This is a genomic window from Agrobacterium sp. SORGH_AS_0440 (genome assembly GCF_031453135.1).
Taxonomy (GTDB): domain Bacteria; phylum Pseudomonadota; class Alphaproteobacteria; order Rhizobiales; family Rhizobiaceae; genus Agrobacterium; species Agrobacterium pusense.
Genome location: NZ_JAVIYR010000002.1, coordinates 556902 through 576143, shown reverse-complemented (window position 1 = coordinate 576143; position 19242 = coordinate 556902). Strand labels below are relative to the sequence as shown.

11 protein-coding genes, 1 tRNA gene and 3 pseudogenes are annotated in these 19242 nt (G+C 60.4%); 5 read left to right on the top strand and 10 right to left on the bottom strand.

Going from position 1 to position 19242, the window contains the following annotated elements; translation table 11 throughout:
* The first annotated feature begins 5 nt into the window (after window positions 1-5).
* Window positions 6-906 (top strand): annotated as a pseudogene (locus tag QE453_RS12075) (4-(cytidine 5'-diphospho)-2-C-methyl-D-erythritol kinase).
* A 26-nt stretch (window positions 907-932) separates the two neighbouring features.
* Window positions 933-1479: pseudogene (gene moaB, locus QE453_RS12070) on the top strand (molybdenum cofactor biosynthesis protein B).
* Between the two features lie 286 nt (window positions 1480-1765).
* Here moaB and QE453_RS12065 read toward each other — a convergent pair.
* The 5 genes and pseudogenes from QE453_RS12065 to QE453_RS12045 form a co-directional block, all read right to left on the bottom strand.
* Entirely contained in the window at window positions 1766-2641 is an 876-nt protein-coding gene (locus QE453_RS12065; RefSeq protein ID WP_309777135.1) for a dienelactone hydrolase family protein, read from the bottom strand.
* Window positions 2642-2759: 118 nt separating this feature from the next.
* Window positions 2760-3789, bottom strand: a pseudogene (gene adhP, locus QE453_RS12060) (alcohol dehydrogenase AdhP).
* Between the two features lie 150 nt (window positions 3790-3939).
* Window positions 3940-4341 carry an MAPEG family protein gene (locus tag QE453_RS12055; protein ID WP_034496309.1) on the bottom strand — a complete coding sequence of 134 codons (402 nt, stop codon included), beginning with the start codon at window positions 4339-4341 and terminating at the stop codon, window positions 3940-3942.
* A 112-nt stretch (window positions 4342-4453) separates the two neighbouring features.
* On the bottom strand, window positions 4454-5959 hold the full coding sequence (guaB, locus tag QE453_RS12050) for an IMP dehydrogenase (RefSeq protein WP_004440097.1): 1506 nt from the start codon (window positions 5957-5959) through the stop codon (window positions 4454-4456).
* A gap of 179 nt (window positions 5960-6138) precedes the next feature.
* Window positions 6139-7140: an MBL fold metallo-hydrolase gene (locus tag QE453_RS12045; protein ID WP_004440094.1), complete on the bottom strand. Its 1002-nt coding sequence runs from the start codon at window positions 7138-7140 to the stop codon at window positions 6139-6141.
* A 209-nt stretch (window positions 7141-7349) separates the two neighbouring features.
* Here QE453_RS12045 and QE453_RS12040 point away from each other — a divergent pair, with 209 nt between their 5' ends.
* Complete coding sequence (locus QE453_RS12040; protein ID WP_004440092.1) at window positions 7350-8747, top strand: MDR family MFS transporter; 1398 nt, start codon at window positions 7350-7352, stop codon at window positions 8745-8747.
* Here QE453_RS12040 and QE453_RS12035 read toward each other — a convergent pair whose 3' ends face one another.
* From QE453_RS12035 to QE453_RS12025, 3 genes are all read right to left on the bottom strand, one after another.
* The gene (locus QE453_RS12035) at window positions 8748-9488 is read right to left on the bottom strand and encodes an RlmE family RNA methyltransferase (protein WP_037090861.1); all 741 of its coding nucleotides are present in this window, start codon (window positions 9486-9488) and stop codon (window positions 8748-8750) included.
* Window positions 9485-11116, bottom strand: coding sequence for a Ppx/GppA phosphatase family protein (locus QE453_RS12030; RefSeq protein WP_162749557.1), 1632 nt, complete (start codon window positions 11114-11116; stop codon window positions 9485-9487). The genes QE453_RS12035 and QE453_RS12030 overlap by 4 nt, the downstream gene beginning before the upstream one ends.
* Window positions 11117-11326: 210 nt before the next feature.
* Window positions 11327-11403, bottom strand: a tRNA-His gene (locus tag QE453_RS12025).
* 314 nt (window positions 11404-11717) lie between these two features.
* Here QE453_RS12025 and QE453_RS12020 point away from each other — a divergent pair.
* Together QE453_RS12020 and QE453_RS12015 are read left to right on the top strand one after the other, a co-directional pair.
* Window positions 11718-15452 (top strand): ATP-binding protein, encoded by a 3735-nt coding sequence (locus QE453_RS12020; RefSeq protein ID WP_309777133.1) that lies wholly within the window; start codon window positions 11718-11720, stop codon window positions 15450-15452.
* A 79-nt stretch (window positions 15453-15531) separates the two neighbouring features.
* Entirely contained in the window at window positions 15532-17196 is a 1665-nt protein-coding gene (locus tag QE453_RS12015) for an iron ABC transporter permease (RefSeq protein ID WP_309777131.1), read from the top strand.
* A gap of 310 nt (window positions 17197-17506) precedes the next feature.
* Here the strand turns inward: QE453_RS12015 and QE453_RS12010 are convergent, their stop codons facing one another.
* Entirely contained in the window at window positions 17507-18319 is an 813-nt protein-coding gene (locus QE453_RS12010) for an ABC transporter permease (RefSeq protein WP_004440083.1), read from the bottom strand.
* Window positions 18320-18323: 4 nt separating this feature from the next.
* Window positions 18324-19232, bottom strand: a complete 909-nt coding sequence (locus QE453_RS12005; protein WP_004440081.1) for an ABC transporter permease subunit — start codon at window positions 19230-19232, stop codon at window positions 18324-18326.
* Between the last annotated feature and the right edge of the window lie 10 nt (window positions 19233-19242).

Sequence of the window (19242 nt, the reverse complement as noted above, 5' to 3'; positions counted from 1 at the left end):
GCCGCATGGCGATGCAGGGAATTTCCGGGGCGGCCGAGACAGTCGAGGCGGCCCCGGCCAAGGTTAATCTGGCACTCCACGTCACCGGGCAGCGGGCGGATGGCTACCATCTGCTTGAATCGCTGGTGGTGTTTACCGAAGCCGGCGACACGATCCATATCCAAGACGCCGATGTCGACAGCTTCTCCATCTCAGGACCGTTTGGCGATCTTCTACACGCCGGCGACGGCGGCAATAACCTCGTCACCCGGGCCAGAGATTTACTGCGCAACGCGCTCGCATCAATGGGTCAACCAGCGCCCCCGGTCGCCATTCACCTTGAAAAGAATCTGCCCGTTGCATCAGGTATAGGGGGCGGCTCGGCGGATGCGGCGGCAACGCTGCGGGCGCTTCTGCGCCATTGGCGTGCCGGGATGACAGCGGATAGGATTTCGTCCATAGCGCTGACGCTCGGCGCGGATGTGCCTATGTGTCTTGAAAGCCGATCGCTGATCGCACGCGGCATCGGCGAGGACATCGAACCGGTCAATGACCTGCCGGAACTGTTTCTGGTGCTGGCCAACCCGCTGAAAGCGGTCTCGACGCCGGAGATTTTCCGGCGATTGCAGAACAAGGCCAACCCGCCTCTGCCGACGCGCAGCCAAGGTTGGCGAGGTGACAATCGGCTGGATGGATTTTCTCGCGGAAAGTCGCAACGATCTGCAACCGCCGGCCCAGACGCTTCTGCCTGACATCGGCGAGATCATCGGGTTGCTGTCTGAGGAGGGCGCCACCCTTGTGCGCATGTCCGGCTCCGGGGCAACCTGTTTCGGGATTTTTCATTCCTTCGATGCCGCCCAAAACGCGGAAACATCGCTTCGGAAGAAGCGCCCAGGCTGGTATTTTCAGGCAACGCGGACCATTTGAGGGCCGGATATTTCGAGGACAAGGCCATGGCAGGCGATAGACCCTTCATTCCCCTTGGCATTGCGGTTCTGACCGTTTCGGACAGCCGCACGCTGGAGAATGACAAATCAGGCGATACGCTGATCGCAAGGCTGCAGGAGGCAGGCCACAGGCTCGCCGCCCGTGCCATCGTGCCTGACGACAAGGCGGCGATCGCAGACACGGTGCGCGAATGGACGCTCACTGACGGCGGTGGATGTGGTCATCACGACAGGCGGCACCGGCTTTACCGGCCGCGATGTGACACCCGAGGCGCTGGAACCGCTGTTCGAAAAGCGCATGGACGGGTTTTCGGCGCTGTTCCATCGCATTTCTTATGACAAGATCGGCACCGCCACCATCCAGTCACGCGCGACCGGTGGTGTGACGAATGCGACCTTCATCTTCGTGCTGCCGGGATCACCGGGGGCTTGCAAGGATGCGTGGGATGGCATCCTCAAGGCGCAACTCGATTATCGTCATCTGCCGTGTAATTTCGTGGAAATCATGCCGCGGCTGGATGAGCATTTGAAGCGTGGGGCTGGTGGGGTTTAGGGCCGGATTCAGGGTTGTTGGACCGAAGATGCGTGGGGTTCACCCCCCTCTGCCCTGCCGGGCATCTCCCCCACAGGTGGGGAGATCGGCAAGGAGCGCTTTCGCAGCTCAATCCTCAAACATCGAGATGGCCGAGACATCGCCGCAGATCGATCTCCCACCTGTGGGTGAGATGCCCGGCAGGGCAGAGGGGGGTGAACCCTACGCACCTTCGGTCCATTGTCAGTTGCCAAACCTGTCCGCCTCCCCCGCCGGCGAGAAGAACAGCTGCCCGCTCAAAACCCAATCACCCCAGATATTTCCTGAAAAACTCCACCGTCCGCCCCCAGGCGAGATCAGCAGCCGCCCTGTCATAGCGCGCCGAAGACGTGTCATTGTTAAAGGCATGGTTGACGCCGTCATAGACGAAAATCTCGAAGGTCTTGCCGTTCTCCTCCAGCGCCTTCTTGTAAGCATCGATGCCGGCATTGATGCGCTCATCGAGACCGGCATAATGCAAAAGCAGCGGTGCCTTTATGGCCGGCACATCGGCCGCCGGGACCTGCTGACCGTAATAAGCGACGCCGGCATTCAGGCCCCCCGATTTGGTGGCGAAACGGTTGACCAGCCCGCCGCCCCAGCAGAAACCGATGGCGCCGACCTTGCCATTCGCCCCTTGCCTTGCCGCAAGCCAGACCCGTCCCGCTTCGGCATTGGCGACAGTTGCATCCATGTCGAGACCACTGAACATCTGCCGCGCCTTCTCCTCATCAGCGGGCGTACCACCCTGCGGCGAGAGGAAATCGACCGCGAGCGCCCGAAATCCGGCGAGCGCCACGCGTCTGGCCACATCACGGATATGGTCGTTGAGGCCGCGGTTCTCGTGAATGACGATGACGGAACCGATGGGGCCGGACGCCGATTTCGGCGTGACGAGATAACCCTTCATCTCGCCCCCGGGCGCCGGATAGGTCACGTCTTCCGCGACAATGCCAGCATCGTCAGGCGCGACGATGGCGGCGCGGGCGCTGTTGGCGGAAAGAAGGGGCGCAATTGCCGCCGCCGCCGCGCCGGAGCCGGCCAGCACGGTGAGCTTTTCCATGAATTTGCGGCGATCAAGGCTGAGATGGGTATACTCATCATAAGCGTCGATCATGGCCTGCGTAATCTTGGGCTTGTCCATCGCTCTATCCTCCTTGGACGCACGGATGCGGGAGGATAACGCAGATCTAAGGGCGGGGAATAAGGCAGTCGGAAGGGGCGCCACACATTTGCGTGAGCGCCGCTTCCGGATTTTCACATCAGGCGGCGAGGTCCACGACGATACGGCCGTCGATCTTGCCCTCTTCCACGCGGTGGAAGATATCGTTGATGTTTTCGAGCTTATCCCACGAGAAGTGAGCAGCTACCTTGCCTTCGCCGGCGAAGGTCAGCGCCTCCTCCAGATCCTGTCGTGTGCCGACGATGGAGCCGCGCACCGTGATGCGCTTCAGCACGGTGTCGAATACCGGAATGGAGATGAAGCCCGGCGGCAGGCCAACAAGCGCCATGGTGCCCTTGGAGCGCAGGAAGCCATAGGCCTGTTCCATGGCCTTCGGCGATACCGCCGTCACCAGCGCACCATGGACACCGCCGGTCGCCTTCTGCACCTGCTCCACGGCGTCTGGCGCACGGCCGTTGACGACGACATCGGCGCCGAGTTTTTTGGCAAGCGCCAGCTTGTCATCGAAGATATCGGCGGCAACAACATGCATGCCCATGGCCTTGGCATATTGCACGGCCATATGGCCAAGCCCGCCAATGCCCGAGATGACCACCCATTCACCGGGCCTGACTTCGGTTTCCTTCAGACCCTTGTAGACGGTGACGCCGGCGCAAAGGACAGGTGCGGCCGGGCCGAAATCGAGATTATCCGGCAGGCGGCCGACGAATTTCGGATCGGCAAGACCATATTCGGCGAAGCTGCCGTTGACGGAATAACCGGAATTCTTCTGGCTCGGGCATAGCGTTTCCCAGCCCGTACGGCAGGGGACGCAGCATCCGCAGGCCGTATAAAGCCAGGGCGTGCCGGCGCGATCACCTTCCTTGATGCCCGTGACGCCAGCGCCGATCTTTGCGACATAACCGACACCTTCGTGGCCGGGGATGAAAGGCGGGTTGGGTTTGACCGGCCAGTCGCCCGGTCGCGGCGTGCAGGTCGGTGTGGCAAATGCCCGTCGCCTTGTAGTTGATGAGAATTTCACCGGGGCCGGGATCCGGTATCGCCACTTCCTCGATGGTCAGCGGTTTTCCAAATGCGCGGACGACTGCCGCTTTCATTGTCTTAGCCATGACATACTCCCTAATCTCTGCTCGCCTGAAATCCTCGACGGCGAGGCAGAGATTAACGGGGATGGGGCGTCATGGAATTGACCCATCGCAAATCGCACCATTTTGCAGGCCGGGATTGTCTCACTTATGAAGCAACCTCACGGTGCTGATTTACTCCAGCGCCAACCATATGGCGAGCCATCCCCACAGGCAGACGACCAGCGCAAAACCAATACCAAACAATGCGCCGCGCTGACGCAGGCGGTTGCTGGTGACGTGGACATAGGAATGAGCATAACGCGAAAGCACAAAAAGCCATGCCAGGACAACGGTCACGATATTGTCCGCATCCGTGATGTAGAGCAGCAGGCAGGCGATGTGGAACAGGACCGGCACTTCGAACTGGTTGGCGATGTTGCGGTTCACCAGACGGCTTTCGCGTGCCTCCTCGCCGTGATCCCGGAGGCGGATCGCCGATTCGCGATCCTTGAATGCATATTTGTTGCGCCGAACGATCAGAAGCGCGTAAAGCCAGAAGACCAAAACGACATGGGCGATCATCGGCCAGAACATTGCGGTCGTGGGTGACATGCTTTTCTCCAATCATGAAAACGCTCCCCGATCCGGCATGAATCGGGGAGCGCCAAATAACTAGCCTATCTTTTTACGGATTCGGCTCGAAAGATCAAACCGCGCCGGGGTAGTTCGGGCTTTCGCGGGTGATTGTCACGTCATGGGCGTGGCTTTCACGCAGGCCAGCGCTGGAAATGCGCACGAAAGTGGCGCGTTCCTGGAATTCCTTGATGTTGCTGCCGCCAACATAGCCCATGGCAGCCTTCAGGCCGCCGGCCAGCTGGTGCAGAACGCCGGAGACCGGGCCCTTATAGGGAACCTGGCCTTCAATGCCTTCAGGCACGAGCTTCAGTGTGTCGCGCACTTCAGCCTGGAAATAACGGTCGGCAGAACCACGCGCCATGGCGCCAACGGAACCCATGCCGCGATAAGCCTTGAAAGACCGGCCCTGATACAGGAATACTTCGCCCGGGCTTTCATCCGTGCCGGCAAGCAGCGAGCCGATCATGACAGCCGAGGCGCCGGCGGCGATCGCCTTGGCCAGATCGCCCGAAAACTTGATGCCGCCATCGGCGATGACGGGGATATCAGCCGCGTTGGCGACTTCAACCGACGACATGATCGCGGCAAGCTGCGGCACGCCGACGCCGGCGACGATGCGGGTGGTGCAGATGGAGCCGGGGCCGATACCGACCTTGACGGCGTCCGCGCCGGCATCGATCAGAGCCTTGGTGCCGTCGGCAGTGGCGACATTACCGGCGATGATGCGAACCGAGTTCGACATCTTCTTGACCTGAGAGACGGCATCCAGCACGCGCTGCGAATGGCCGTGCGCGGTATCGACAACCAGAAGGTCGACGCCGGCATCTATGAGGCGCTCGGCGCGCTCGATGGCGTCAGCACCAACGCTGATGGCGGCAGCGGCGCGAAGGCGGCCCTGCGCATCCTTGGTGGCATTGGGGTTCAGCTGCGACTTCTCAATGTCCTTGACGGTGATGAGGCCGACGCAATTGCCCTTGGCGTCCACCACCAGCAGCTTTTCAATGCGGTGCTTGTGCAAGAGGCGGCGTGCTTCCTGCTGATCGACGCTGCTTTCCTTGACCGTGACCAGGTTTTCGCGGGTCATCAGTTCGTAAATCTTCTGCTGCGGATCGGAGGCGAAGCGCACGTCGCGGTTGGTCAGGATGCCAACGAGGCGGCCGTTCTTGTGGCCGCCGGCGCCGCCGTTTTCAACCACCGGGATGCCGGAAATGCCGTGCGCCTTCATCAACGCCTGTGCTTCTGCAAGCGTCGCATCCGGGCCGATGGTGACGGGGTTGACGACCATGCCGCTTTCGAACTTCTTCACCTGCCGGACTTCTTCGGCCTGTTCGATAGGGGTCAGGTTGCGGTGGATGACGCCGATGCCGCCGGCCTGGGCCATGGCAATCGCGAGGCGACCTTCGGTGACCGTATCCATGGCGGAGGAGAGAATTGGAAGGTTGAGATCGATATCGCGGGCGATGCGGGTGGCGATATTCGTCTGTCCCGGCATGACTTCGGAATGTCCGGGCTGCAGCAACACATCGTCAAATGTGAGAGCGTCCAAACCAGTGGGTGTTTGAATGATGCGTGCCATGACCAAATTCCTTCATACTGAAAATGCGTGGCCGCTCCGGAACGAAAAGTTCACCCCGGCGCCCTGCAAGGATTGCTTGGAAGTTGGCGAGGGCTGGTAACACGTTCATGACAGGAAGGGAATAGAAAAAACCCGGAATCGGCTTCCGGGCTTTTCCTGTTGCTGCATTGCAGCAGATATCAGATATCAAACTGGTAAGATTTCGGCACGAAACGATAGCCCGTATCCAGCTTCTCTGCGTAACCGACAGACGGGAAAGGCATATGGTAGCCGAGGAAGGGCAGCCGGTCGGTGGCAATCATGTCGAAGACCTTCTTGCGGGTCGCAGCGGCTGCCGTCTTGTCCATGTCGAACTTAACTTCCCAGTCAGGTCTCTGCAGCGACAGGACGAAATGATTGGCCGTATCCGCCGTCAGGATCAGCTGCTTGCCTTCCGATTCGACACGGAAAATCATGTGCCCCGGCGAATGGCCGAAGGCTGCGATGCCTGTGATGCCAGACACCACATCTTGACCGTCGCCGATGAAGGTCGCCTTTTCGGCCAGCGGCTTCACGTTGGCGAGAACACCCTTGTGACCGCCCTCTGCCGGCGTGCCGACGCGCTTTTCATCCGTCCAGAAATCATATTCCGTCTGGCCGAAAACATAACGTGCCTTGGAAAAGGCCGGCGCGCCCTTCTCCATCAGGCCGCCAATATGGTCGCCATGCATGTGGGTCAGCACCACCACTGTCACATCTTCAGGTGCGTAACCGGCGGCTGCCATGCCCTCGATCAGGCGACCATTGCCCGCACCGCGCCCGGCCTCACCGAAACCGGTGTCGAACAGCACGAGGTCGGACCCTGTATTGACGAGGACGGGGGAGAAGGAATTGACGAACTGGTCCGTCGGCAGAAAATTGTCTTCCAGCAATTTACCGACCGTCTCGGCCGACTGGTCTGTGCCGAAGGTCTCGCCGGGATTGGGGGCCGCGCGCGCGCCATCCTTCACCACCAGCACTTCGAAATTACCGAGCTTGAAGCGGTTGGTTTCGGGCGGCATGGCGTGCTCTATCTCCATCGAGGTCTGCGGCTGGTTGGTCTGGGCATTTGCGCTGCGCGCCATCAAAAACGGCGCGCCGAGAACGCTCGCGCCGGCCGCACCGATGAGGCCGCGTCTGCTCATGTTCAAGGATTGGGTCATCATCTTGTCTCCGATATCGCCAACTGGCCGTGATTGCCAACTGAACTCACCCAACGGACAATAGAGCGAGAAAGTTGCAAGGAAACCGGCCTCACGCAGGTTTGATCGGAACATCAGAAATTGGTAATTAACGTGTTGGCAAGCCCGCTTATCAGGCGTAGGACGGACGGCGATATCCCTTGTCGCAGCGGAAAGCCGCAGGCAGCCTCATGAACCGCATCATTCCCCTCATCCTGGCAGTCGCTCTCTTTATGGAGCAGATGGACTCCACCGTCATCGCCACCTCGCTTCCGGCAATTGCCGCAGATCTCCACGTCGGCCCGATTACGCTCAAGCTGGCTTTAACGGCCTACATGGTGGCTCTGGCGATTTTCATTCCCATCAGCGGCTGGATGGCCGACAAATACGGCGCGAAGAAAATCTTCCGTTTCGCCATTGGCGTCTTCGTCGTGGGGTCAATCTGCTGCGCGGTCTCGTCTTCGGTGTTCGAATTCGTACTCTCGCGTTTCCTGCAGGGTATGGGCGGAGCGATGATGACACCCGTGGGCCGCCTTGTGCTTTTGCGCACGACGAAGCGCAGCGAACTCGTCTCCGCCATGGCGCTGCTGACAATACCGGGGCTCGTGGGGCCGCTGACCGGTCCGCCCATCGGCGGTTTCATCACCACCTATTTTTCTTGGCACTGGATCTTCCTGATCAATGTGCCGATCGGCATCATCGGCATCTGGCTTTCGACGATCTTCCTGCCGGAAATCGAAACCACCAACCCGCCGCCAATGGACGGAAAGGGTTTCGTGCTATCTGGCATCGCCGCCTCCGGCGTGGTGTTCGGCCTCTCCGTCGTCAGCCTGCCTGCGCTCCCGCCAGCCATCGGCATCGCGTCGACCATCATCGGTTTCATCTGCGGTTTTCTTTATATGCGCCACGCTGCGCACCACCCCGCCCCCATTCTGGACTTTCGAATTTTCCAGAACGCGACCTTCCGGGCCGCCTCCGTCGGCGGCACCATCTTCCGCATCTCCACGGGCGCCATTCCCTTCCTGATGCCGCTGATGCTGCAGATCGGTTTCGGATTGAACCCGTTCCAGTCGGGCATGATAACTTTCGCCGGCGCCATCGGGGCGATCACCACCAAGTTCATGGCCAAGCGGGTGTTTGCGGCGACCGGATTTCGCTCGACGCTGATCGGCGCGGGCATCGTCGGCGCGTTCACGACGCTCGCCAACAGTTTCTTTACGCCGGAAACGCCATACCCGTTGATCATGATCTTTCTTGTGACGGCCGGATTTGCCCGGTCCTTCTTCTTTACCGGATCGAACGCGCTCAGCTATTCCGATATCGAGGACAGTCAGGCGAGCCAGGCAACGTCCATGGCCTCCGTGCTGCAACAAATCAGCCTGGCGCTCGGCGTTGCATTCGCCGCTTCCATTCTGGAAGTCAGCAGCATGATGTCGGGCACGCATCTGCAGCTCGCCGATTTCCACATCGCCTTCACCATCGTCGCGCTGGTATCGCTCTTCGCCATCGTGCCGATCATCCGCATGGACGCACAGGCGGGTGCGGCCGTTTCCGGCCACCGCGGCAAGGTCTCGCAACCGGCGGAGTAATCAGTCTTTCGAGGCCTCTTCGGCTTCAGATGCATCCGCCGCCTCGGTCTTGCGACCCTTGAAGTGTTTGGCAAGCAGGAACATTTCCACCGATTCCGAGCGTGACGACGCCGGCTTGATGTGGAGAACCTGCTTGAAGTTCTTCTTCAGCATATCCAGCAGCTGCTTTTCCGTGCCGCCCTGGAAGGTCTTGGCAAGGAAATGGCCACCTTCCGCAAGCACCTGAACGGCAAAATCGGCCGCGACTTCGCATAGGTGCATGGTGCGGATGTGGTCGGTTTTCTGGTGCCCGGTGGTGGGTGCTGCCATGTCCGACAAAACAAGATCGGGCGTGCCACCAACGGCCTCCATCAGCTTTTCCGGCGCGCTCGGGTCGAGGAAGTCGAGCTGCAGAATTTTCACGCCGGGAATGGGATCGATCTCGAGGAAATCGATCGCTGCAACGCGGATATCGTCCTCGGTCGAATCCGTCACCTTGGCGGCGATCTGCGACCAGCTTCCGGGGGCGGCGCCAAGGTCGATGATGCGGGTTGCCCCTTTCAAGATCTGGTGCTTGTCGTTGATTTCCAACAGCTTGAAGGCGGCGCGGGCGCGATAGCCTTCCAGCTTGGCGCGCTGCACATAGGGGTCATTGATATGACGTTCGAGCCAGCGGCGCGACGAGGCCTTGAGCTTGGTCTTCTTGACCTTCTGGCCGATCTTGCGGCCGGTGCGATTGGTGCTTGTTGGCGCCTTGCTCATGTCAAACCTTCCGTCCTGTCCTGCCGTACCATCTGCATGCGCCTTATGCGGTTGCGCCGCCATGCGCCGTCATCCGCCATCATATCCGTCAGCAGGCCTTCGCGCAGACCGCGATCCGCCACGCGCATTCGGCGCGCCGGCCAGCGGCGGCGAATGGCCTCGAGAATCGCGCAGCCGGCGAGAACCAGATCGGCCCGGTCAGGCCCGATGCAGGCATTGGCGGCGCGGCCGGCGAAATCCCATGCAAGCAACTTGTCCTGCATCGCCGTCACCTCGGCATCGGAAAGCCAGAGACCATCCACCTTGCGGCGATCATATCGCGGCAGATCGAGATGAACGCCCGCAAGTGTCGTCACCGTGCCTGATGTGCCGATGAGGTGAAAATCCTCGTGATGCGTTTGCGGCGCGAGCGGCGGGCAATGGAAGGCGTCGAGCAGACCTTCGACTTCCCGCACCATCGCAGCAAAAACGTCGGGCGTCACATCACGGCCGCCATGGCGTTCGGAAAGCGTGACAACGCCGACGGGCAGCGAGGTCCAGTGGGTGATGTGGTTGGCAAGCCGGTTCGAGCGATTCTCCCCGACCTTGATGACGGCGATCTCCGACGATCCGCCGCCGATATCGAACAGCACGACGGAACGCGCTTCACGGCCGACGAGGGAGGCGCAGCCCGAAACCGCAAGGCGGGCTTCCGTCTCGCGGCTGATGATTTCGAGTTTAAGCCCCGTTTCCCGCGTAACACGCGCCAGAAACTCCTCGCCATTCGACGCAGCGCGGCAAGCCTCGGTGGCGATGAGCCGCATGCGCCGGATCGGGCGGCCGGAGAGTTTTGCGGCGCAGACCTTGAGTGCTTCAACCGCGCGGTCCATCGCATCATCGGAAAGCCGGCCGCTCGATACCAGCCCTTCACCCAGCCGCACGATGCGCGAAAACGCATCGACCACCCGGAACTGGCCGGGCCGCGTCGGCTGCGCAATCAGCAGGCGGCAATTGTTGGTGCCGAGATCAAGCGCGGCATACATATCCGCCGGCGCGTCCGGGCCATGCTCGTGCTGCCGCCCTGGGTGACGGGCTGATGTTTCCGATTGCTGCCGATGCTGGTCCTGAACGGAGCCGCCGGCGCGACCGTTCTGCTTGCCAACGTGTTTCGGTGCATGGCTGGGGACAAGCGGGCGGCCCTGTGGATCACGTCCACGCGGATCGCGATGCCCGCGTTTGCGGTTACGCGACTTACGCCCGCCACCGGGTGGTACGGAGGATGGATTGGCCGGGTCAATTGCAGCTGAAGCCTGCACCTGCACAGGGGAAGCCGCAGATGCCGGCTGAGACGCACCTTTGCCTCGAGAACGCCTGCGACGTTTTCTCTTGCGCGGCTCGGCATCCGGCTCGAGCGCCGATACATAGGAGGAACCGGCCGGAACATCCGCGGCAACATCATGCAACAACACAGAGGCGTCACGGGGCTTACCGTCACGCTTGTGTTTCTTGCCACGACGGGAACGCTTCGCTTTCCCCTTGTTTGCCACCGACGCCCCTTGTTCCGACGGCTTTGGGCCGTTTCCGGGGTCGATCACTGTCTTGTCCATTTCGCCGCGCACAAGCGTAGACGCTATGCTGCAGGCTTTCATAAGGTTTCGTTGGGCAGACAATACCAGCGCAAGAGATTTTAGCCAAATGGTTTTTGCCGGACTGAAACCGCAGGGCCCCTGACACGACCGCGCGCCGTGTGACCGCAAAGATTATTTTCCGGGAAAACGGGATATCTGACCAGCGGCGGAACAGACTTTCCCCTCTCCCGGTAAGTCCTTGTGACATATAAACTTACTGGGAGAGGGGAATGGTACGGTTGAGTGGGGTCGAACCACCGACCTCAGGTGCCACAAACCTGCGCTCTAACCAACTGAGCTACAACCGCACATCAAACGCCAAAGCGGCGCCACGGGGGGTCACATAAAAGGTGTTTTTCCCATTTGCAAGTCCCTATCCGAATTTTGCGAAAAAAGGCAGCGAAAGGCAAGCGCTTTTCCAGCGCGGGCTGACACCGGAAAGCCGGCATTGAGGCTGTTGATGTTAACTCTATTTGGCGATTCATAAGCCGGGCGGTGGACCCGGCGACCCTGTGAAGTTATTTAAAATTCTGTTAACGTGATGCCTCGGCGGGTTTACGTTTCGGTTTCATGAGGAAGCCGGGAGCCCGCAAGGTCCGGTAGTGCCAGAATAGGTTTCGACATGCCCGCCGTCCAGTATCCCTTTATCGATATCGCAGTGCATGAACGGGTGCGTGAAGGTTTCGGGCGCGGTGAAGCGATGGCTTTGTTCTCGCTCGATCTTGGACATGTTCTATGGGCCAATGGACGCGGCGCTGCCCTGTTTGGCACGCCGATGGTTTATGACTTTCTGGAACAGGGACCGAAGCGGCAGGACGTGACGTTCCGCCAACTGGCGGCTACGGCGGCGCGACTTTCAAAGACCGGCGACAGCCTGCCTTTCACGATCCGCATCACCTCCGGTTTCCGCAGCATTGCCGCAACTGCGCGCGCGGAGATCATTGAGGCCGAGCCCGGCCAAACCGCGATACTCTTTTCTGCCCGCGCCGATCAGGCCGAGCCCGACATGGCGGAATGCGCCCGGCGCATGATCGAAGGCTTCGACGACCCCGATATCCATATGGCAGTCACCGATGGCGACAACCGGGTCGTTGCCGCCTCGCCCGGCTTCTCTACACTCGGCATCACCCCGCATACGGCCAGAACACTGGTTGGAATGGCGGCGCGCCAATCGGGGCATCTCGTCAAACGCCCGGTACCCACCGGAAAGGGTTATCTGCCCGCAGCCGCCGGCCAAATCACCACCACGCCCGAACTCAACCTGATCTTCGTGGTCGAAACCGCACTGGGCACACTCGACCCCGATGGTTTTGCCGAGGACAAGCCGCAGGACGTCCCGGTCGCCGAACCTGCGTCGCCGGTTGCAGAGACGGCGCCTGTTGTCGCAACGGCTGCCTCTTTCGACGCCGTTCTCGATGCTGTTGCAGACATCGAAGAGGTGGAAGACCCGCAGGAGCAGCCGTCCGACGCGGAGGAAGAAGCGGTATCCGGACAGGATGAAGACAGGCTTCTGCCCTTTGCGGAAGAGAAGCCGGAGGTCCCCGCAGCGCTTTTCACGCAGGACGCCGATGCGGCTGCGGACGTGGCGATGACTGACGACATTGCCGATCTTTTTGAACTGGATGAGGATGAGGCGGAGGCGCCCTTCACCAAGAAGACGGACGACGAACCCGCCGAAGAGGCTCTCGATGCGGAGAGTTTCGTCGCAAAGGACGAGATAACCGAAAACGCGGCATCCCCGGTTGCGCCACCGGCGGACGAGGATGCTGCAATCGAGACCGAAGCAGTCGAACAGGCCCAGCCTTTTGCCTTCAACGCCGGCGCCCGTGCATCCCGTTTCGTCTGGAAAATCGACGCTGAAGGACGGTTCAGCTCCATCTCTCATGAATTTGCCGAGGCCGTGGGTGCCAGGGCTGCTGCGGTGGAGGGCATGGGCTTTGCCGACGTCGCCGCCCTGTTCAATCTCGATCCCGACGGAAAGATCCGAGAGCTTCTAGGCCGCCGCGACACGTGGTCGGGCAAGACAATCCATTGGCCCGTGGAAGGCACATCGCTGATGGTGCCGATCGATCTCGCCGCCCTGCCTACCTATACCCGCTCACGGGAATTTGACGGTTTTCGCGGTTTCGGCATCGTGCGCCTGGCCGACGCCACAGAGGACCCGCACGCAATCGGCCTTACCTTCTTGAAGGGCGAAGAGTCTGATCCGGCGGAGGCTTCTCCGGAGCCAACCGTCGACAGCACGAGCCATGAATTGCTGGCCTTCATCGATGAGGATGACGATGCGGAGGACACTCCCGGATCGGCTACTGACGATGAAATCCCGGCCGCGGAGGTCGGAGCGGCAGACGATGCAGCGGACGACGTTTCGACCGACGAACAGCATCATGATTATACCCCGCCCGAATTCGAAGCCCCGGCAACTGCACCGGAACCGTCTTCCTCCGACAAGATCGTTCGTCTGGAAGAGCGCCGTTCGCGCTCCCGCGAAGGCCTGACCGCCGGTGAGCAGGCCGCCTTCCGCGAAATCGGCCGCGCCCTGGCGCCAGCGGATACTGCTTTCGAAGACGGCCGGGAAACGGATGCGGAAACCGTTTCCATCGATTCGGACACGCATGATATTAAACAGGACATGGATACGCATGCGCCTGACAGCGCACCTTCCGATACTGACCTCAAGGCCACGGCGCCAGCCCAGGACGACGATCTTTTTGCCGACTATGTTCGGGGTGAACAGCCTGCGGCCGTCAGCGAACCCGTGGCGGAAAGCGGTTCGGACGAAATGCAGCAGCAGGCCATCGGCGAAGAGCGGCCGGTTGCCGAAGTCGCGGCAGCAATGGTCAGTCCTGTACCTCGCCCCGCCGACGCGCTGACGGCCGAGACGCTGGACCAGATGCCCGTTGCCCTTCTCGTGCATGCCGGCGACAGGCTGATCCACGCCAATCCGGATTTCCTGCGGCTGACGGGCTATGACTCTCTGGCCGAACTCGAAGAAGTGGGTGGGCTGGAAGCCCTGCTGCAGAGGCAGGAGCTCGAAGACATGCCTGACAATGAAGGCGGCATGGTGGTTGTCAGCGCCGAAAACGATATCATTCCTGTCAGAGCGCGGCTGCAATCCATCCGCTGGGAAGAGACGAAGGCGCTGATGCTTTCTCTCGTTCCGCTGGAAGAAAAAGCAGGGCCGGTTGCCGCCGCCAATGAAAACACCGCGGCGCAGAGCGCGCAAGCCGCCCTGCTTCAGGGCGAAGTCGAGGAACTGCACTCCATTCTTGAAACGGCCACTGACGGCGTAGTGCTTTTGGGCGACGAAGGCGAAATCCGCTCCCTCAACCGCTCGGCCAGCGCGCTGTTCAACTATGACAATGGCGAAATTGCCGGCAAGCCTTTCGTCACGCTCTTTGCCCATGAGAGCCAGCGCGCCGTGCTGGACTATCTCTCCGGCCTCGCCAATAACGGTGTTGCGAGCGTGCTGAACGATGGCCGCGAAGTGATCGGCCGCGAAGCATCCGGCGGTTTCCTGCCGCTGTTCATGACCATCGGGCGGCTCAAATCCTCACATGGCTATTGCGCCGTAATCCGCGACATCACCCAGTGGAAGCGCACCGAAGAAGAACTGCGCAACGCCAAGCGCGCGGCGGAAACCGCCAATGCCCACAAGACCGACTTCCTGGCGCGCGTCAGCCACGAAATCCGCACGCCGCTCAACGCCATCATCGGCTTTGCGGACATGATGGCGACCGAACGTTTCGGGCCGATCGGCCATCCGCGTTATGTGGAATACGCCAATGATATCGGCCGTTCCGGCCGGCATGTGCTCGATATCGTCAATGATCTCCTCGATATATCCAAGATCGAGGCGGGGCAGATGGATGTCGATTTCATCGCCGTCCCGCTCAACGAAACGGTGGCCGAAGCGGTCTCGCTGGTGCAGCCGCAGGCAAACAACCAGCGCGTCATCATCCGCACGGCGCTTGCGCAATCCGTGCCGCAGATCGTCGCCGACCTGCGATCGATCAAGCAGATCGTGCTCAACATCCTGTCGAACGCCATTCGCTTCACCCCGTCAGGCGGGCAGATCGTTGTATCCACCGCCTATGAGGCCAATGGCAGCGTGTCGCTTCGCATCCGCGACACCGGTATCGGCATGACGCGGGCGGAACTGGAACAGGCGATGAAGCCGTTCCGGCAGGTGGCTTCTTCCGGCAAACGTGTACGCGGTGACGGCACCGGGCTCGGCCTGCCGTTGACCAAGGCCATGGTGGACGCCAACCGGGCGAATTTCTCCATCACCTCGACACCCAACGAAGGCACGCTGGTGGAAATCACCTTTCCGTCACAGCGGGTCCTTGCCAACTGAGGTCATGCGGGCGTAGCAATGCGAAAGCCGCCGGCTGGAGAACCAGCCGGTCAAGGCCTATGCAGGACAGCAGGCTCGCATGCCCATGACGGTTCCCCTTCCCGCGACAAAACGCGTTTCTCTATTGCCGATTGCGGCCATCATTGTTTCGGCCATCGCCGCCATGCCAGTTCTGGCGATCTTCTGGCTGGCGCTGACCGGCAGCACGGAGGGGTGGCGACATCTTCTCGTCAACGTCCTGCCGCGAGCCGGATTTCGTACGTTCATGCTGCTCGGAGCAACGGCAGCGACGACCGCTTTCTTCGGCATTGTCTGCGCCTGGCTTGTCACCACGTTCGAGTTTCCGCTGCGGCGGCTGCTGTCGGCGGCGCTCGTCCTGCCGCTCGCCATTCCATCTTATCTCGCCGCTTATGCGTTCGGTGAGTTTCTCGACTTTACCGGGCCCGTGCAGAGCTTATTGCGTGCTGCTTTCAGCTATCACAGCATACGCGACTACTGGTTTCCTGATATCCGTTCCCTCGGCGGTGCGGTCATCGTCCTGAGCTCGGTGCTCTATCCCTATGTCTATCTCTCGGCCCGTGCCGCCTTTTCCATGCAGGGGCGTTTTGCAGCCGAAGCCGCACGCACGCTCGGCGCAAAGCCTCTCGACGTGTTCTTCTCCGTACAATTGCCGATGGCGCGACCGGCGATTGCCATCGGGCTTTCTCTGGTCTTGATGGAGACCCTCAACGATATCGGCGCGGTCGAATATCTCGGCGTACAAACGCTGACCTTCACCATTTACGAGACCTGGCTCAACCGCGGCAATCTCGCCAATGCAACGCAGATCGCCGCCGTCATCCTCATCATCGTCGGCGCGCTCATCGTAATCGAACGCAACGCCCGGGAAAAACAGCGCTTCGGCGCACCCAAGGCGACAAACATGAAGCAGCGCCATCGGCTGAAGTCGCTGACCGGCTGGCGGCGCGGCGCGGCAACTGTTTTCTGCTTCCTGCCCGTGACGAGTGGCTTTCTCATTCCCGTCATCGTGCTGGGTGGTTACGCGGCCAAACGGTTCGATGCGCTGCTTGCGCCGAAACTTCTCAAAGCACTCGGGCACAGCCTCGAAGTTTCCTTTGCCGCGGCCCTGGTAACGCTGGTTGCGGCTTTCGTCTTTTCATACGCAATCCGCACGGGGCGGTCACGAACCTCGAAGTTTGCCGCCCGCTTCGGCTCCATGGGATATGGGGTGCCGGGAACGGTGCTCGCCATCGGCGTGCTCATTCCACTCGCGGCTCTCGACAATGGGGTGGACGGGTTCTTCCGTACACATTTCGGCTTTTCCACCGGCCTGCTGCTCTCCGGCACCGCGTTTGCCATCATCTATGCGCACACCGTGCGTTTCATGACCATGGCGGAAGGCACGCTGGATGCCGGTTTCCAGAAGCTTTCGCCGCATATCGACATGGCTTCGCGAACGCTTGGGCGGAACCGGGCGCAGACGCTGTTCAGGGTGCTGTTGCCCAATATGCGGCCCGCGGCGTTGACCGCTTTCCTTTTGGTCCTGATCGAATCCATGAAGGAGTTGCCGGCAACCATCCTGCTGAGACCCTTCGGCTTCAATACGCTTGCCACGCTTGTTTACGAGAATGCCTCACGCTCGAAGGTGCAGGATGCCGCCGTACCGGCGATCATCATCATCATCGCCGGGCTTGTCCCCGTCCTTCTCGTTTCCAGGTCGATGGATCATCCTGAAAACCGATGAACGTCCCGCCAATGAGACAAAAAAAGAAAGGCGGCCTTGCGGCCGCCTGGATAAGGTGTGCTTTTCAACGAGAGAAAGGGGGACAATCTCGCCAGATGGAAATTATCAATCCCGGCCATCAGACATATGACGACCCTGCGTTGGATTTACTTTCCGCCAACTCCCATTAACAAGCAGTTAAAACCAGAATCGATCAATCACCGACGAAAATTCCTATTCTGGAACCGTAAAGCCCCGAAACTAAATTACAGGTTTCTGATTTTATTGGCGTTTCAACAGTAACGCGAAAAAATCGTAGAATTCTCTCCGGTCAGTTTCGCGCCGCGGCGTGTTCATCGCGCATCCGCTGCAACTCCGTGCGCTTCGAGGCGATTGAGGCGACGATGACGCCGACGGTCACAAGCCCGATCAGGATGGTGCAGATGGCGTTGATTTCCGGGGTCACGCCGAGGCGAACCTGCGAATAGATCTTGATCGGCAGCGTCGTCGCACCCGGTCCGGTGGCGAAGCTGGCAATGACGAGATCATCGAGCGACAGGGTGAAGGCCAGCATCCAGCCGGCAATAACGGCGGGAAAGATCAGCGGCAGGGTGATACGGAAGAAGGTCTTGACCGGTGGGCAACCAAGATCAAGCGCGGCTTCCTCGAGACTTCGATCAAAGGTCAAAAGACGCGACTGCACCACAATCGCCACATAACACATGGTAAAGGTGGTGTGCGCAATGACCACCGTCCAGAAACCGCGATCCACTCCGACGGCCACGAAGAGCAGCAGCAGCGACAGGCCGGTAATCACCTCCGGCATGACGAGCGGGGCATAGATCATGCCGGAAAACAGCACCCGGCCCGGAAAACGCGCAAAGCGCGTCAACGAGAGCGCCGCGAGTGTCCCGAGGATGGTGCCGATGGTGGCGCTGAGGATACCCACGCGCAGCGTCACCCAGGCGGCATCCATCAACCCTTCATTCGACCACATGGACCTGTACCATTGCAGCGAGAAGCCGCCCCAGACGGTGACAAGCTTGGAAGCATTGAAGGAATAAACGATCAGGATGATGATCGGTATGTAAAGAAAGGCAAAACCGAGTGTGAGGACGGTGATGTCAAATTTTCCGCGCTTCATGGCCTCACCCCACCTTCTTTTGCTGGTTCTGGAAGATGGCGATAGGCACGACCAGCAACAGCAGAAGCAGCACGGCAACGGCTGATGCCAGCGGCCAGTCGCGGTTGCCGAAGAATTCCGTCCAGAGCGTCTTGCCGATCATCAGCGTCTGTGCGCCGCCGAGGAGATCGGGGATGACGAATTCACCTGTTATCGGGATGAAGCAGATCATCGAGCCGGCGACGACACCCGGCAGGGAGAGCGGGAACGTAATCTTCCAGAAGGCTTTCCAAGGCGGGCAACCCAGATCGGCGGCCGCTTCCAGCAGCGTATTGTCCAGCTTTTCCAGCGCGGAGTAAAGCGGCAGTACCATGAAGGGCAAGTAGGAATAAACGATACCGATGAAGATCGCGGTTTCGGTGCGGAAGATGTTGACCTGCTGGTCCGGCCCGAGCAATCCGAGCCACTGGAACAGCACCGTCAGCAGGCCTTCCGGCTTCAGAATCCCGATCCAGGCGTAAACGCGGATCAGGAACGAAGTCCAGAACGGCAGGATCACCAGCATAACCAGCGTCGGCCGCACGGAAGACGGCGCGCGGGCCATGGCCAGCGCCATGGGATAACCGATCAGCAAAAGCAGGAAGGTGGAAATGAAGGCGATGCGCAACGACGACAGATAGGCGTCGATGTAGAGCGGGTCTTCCGTCAGGAAGAGGTAATTTTCGAAATCCAGCTGCGAAAAGAAATCACCGAGCCTCGAGAAGCCTTCGAAGACAGGGGTATAGGGCGGCATGGAGATCGCCGTATCCGACAGCGAGATTTTGAAGATGATGAAAAAGGGGGCCGCAAAAAACAGCAGCAGCCAGAAATAGGGAACCGCGACGACCAGCCAGCGCCAGGGGCTTTGCCGGTTTTCGGGAGTGGTGATCGCCATCGAAGCCTCC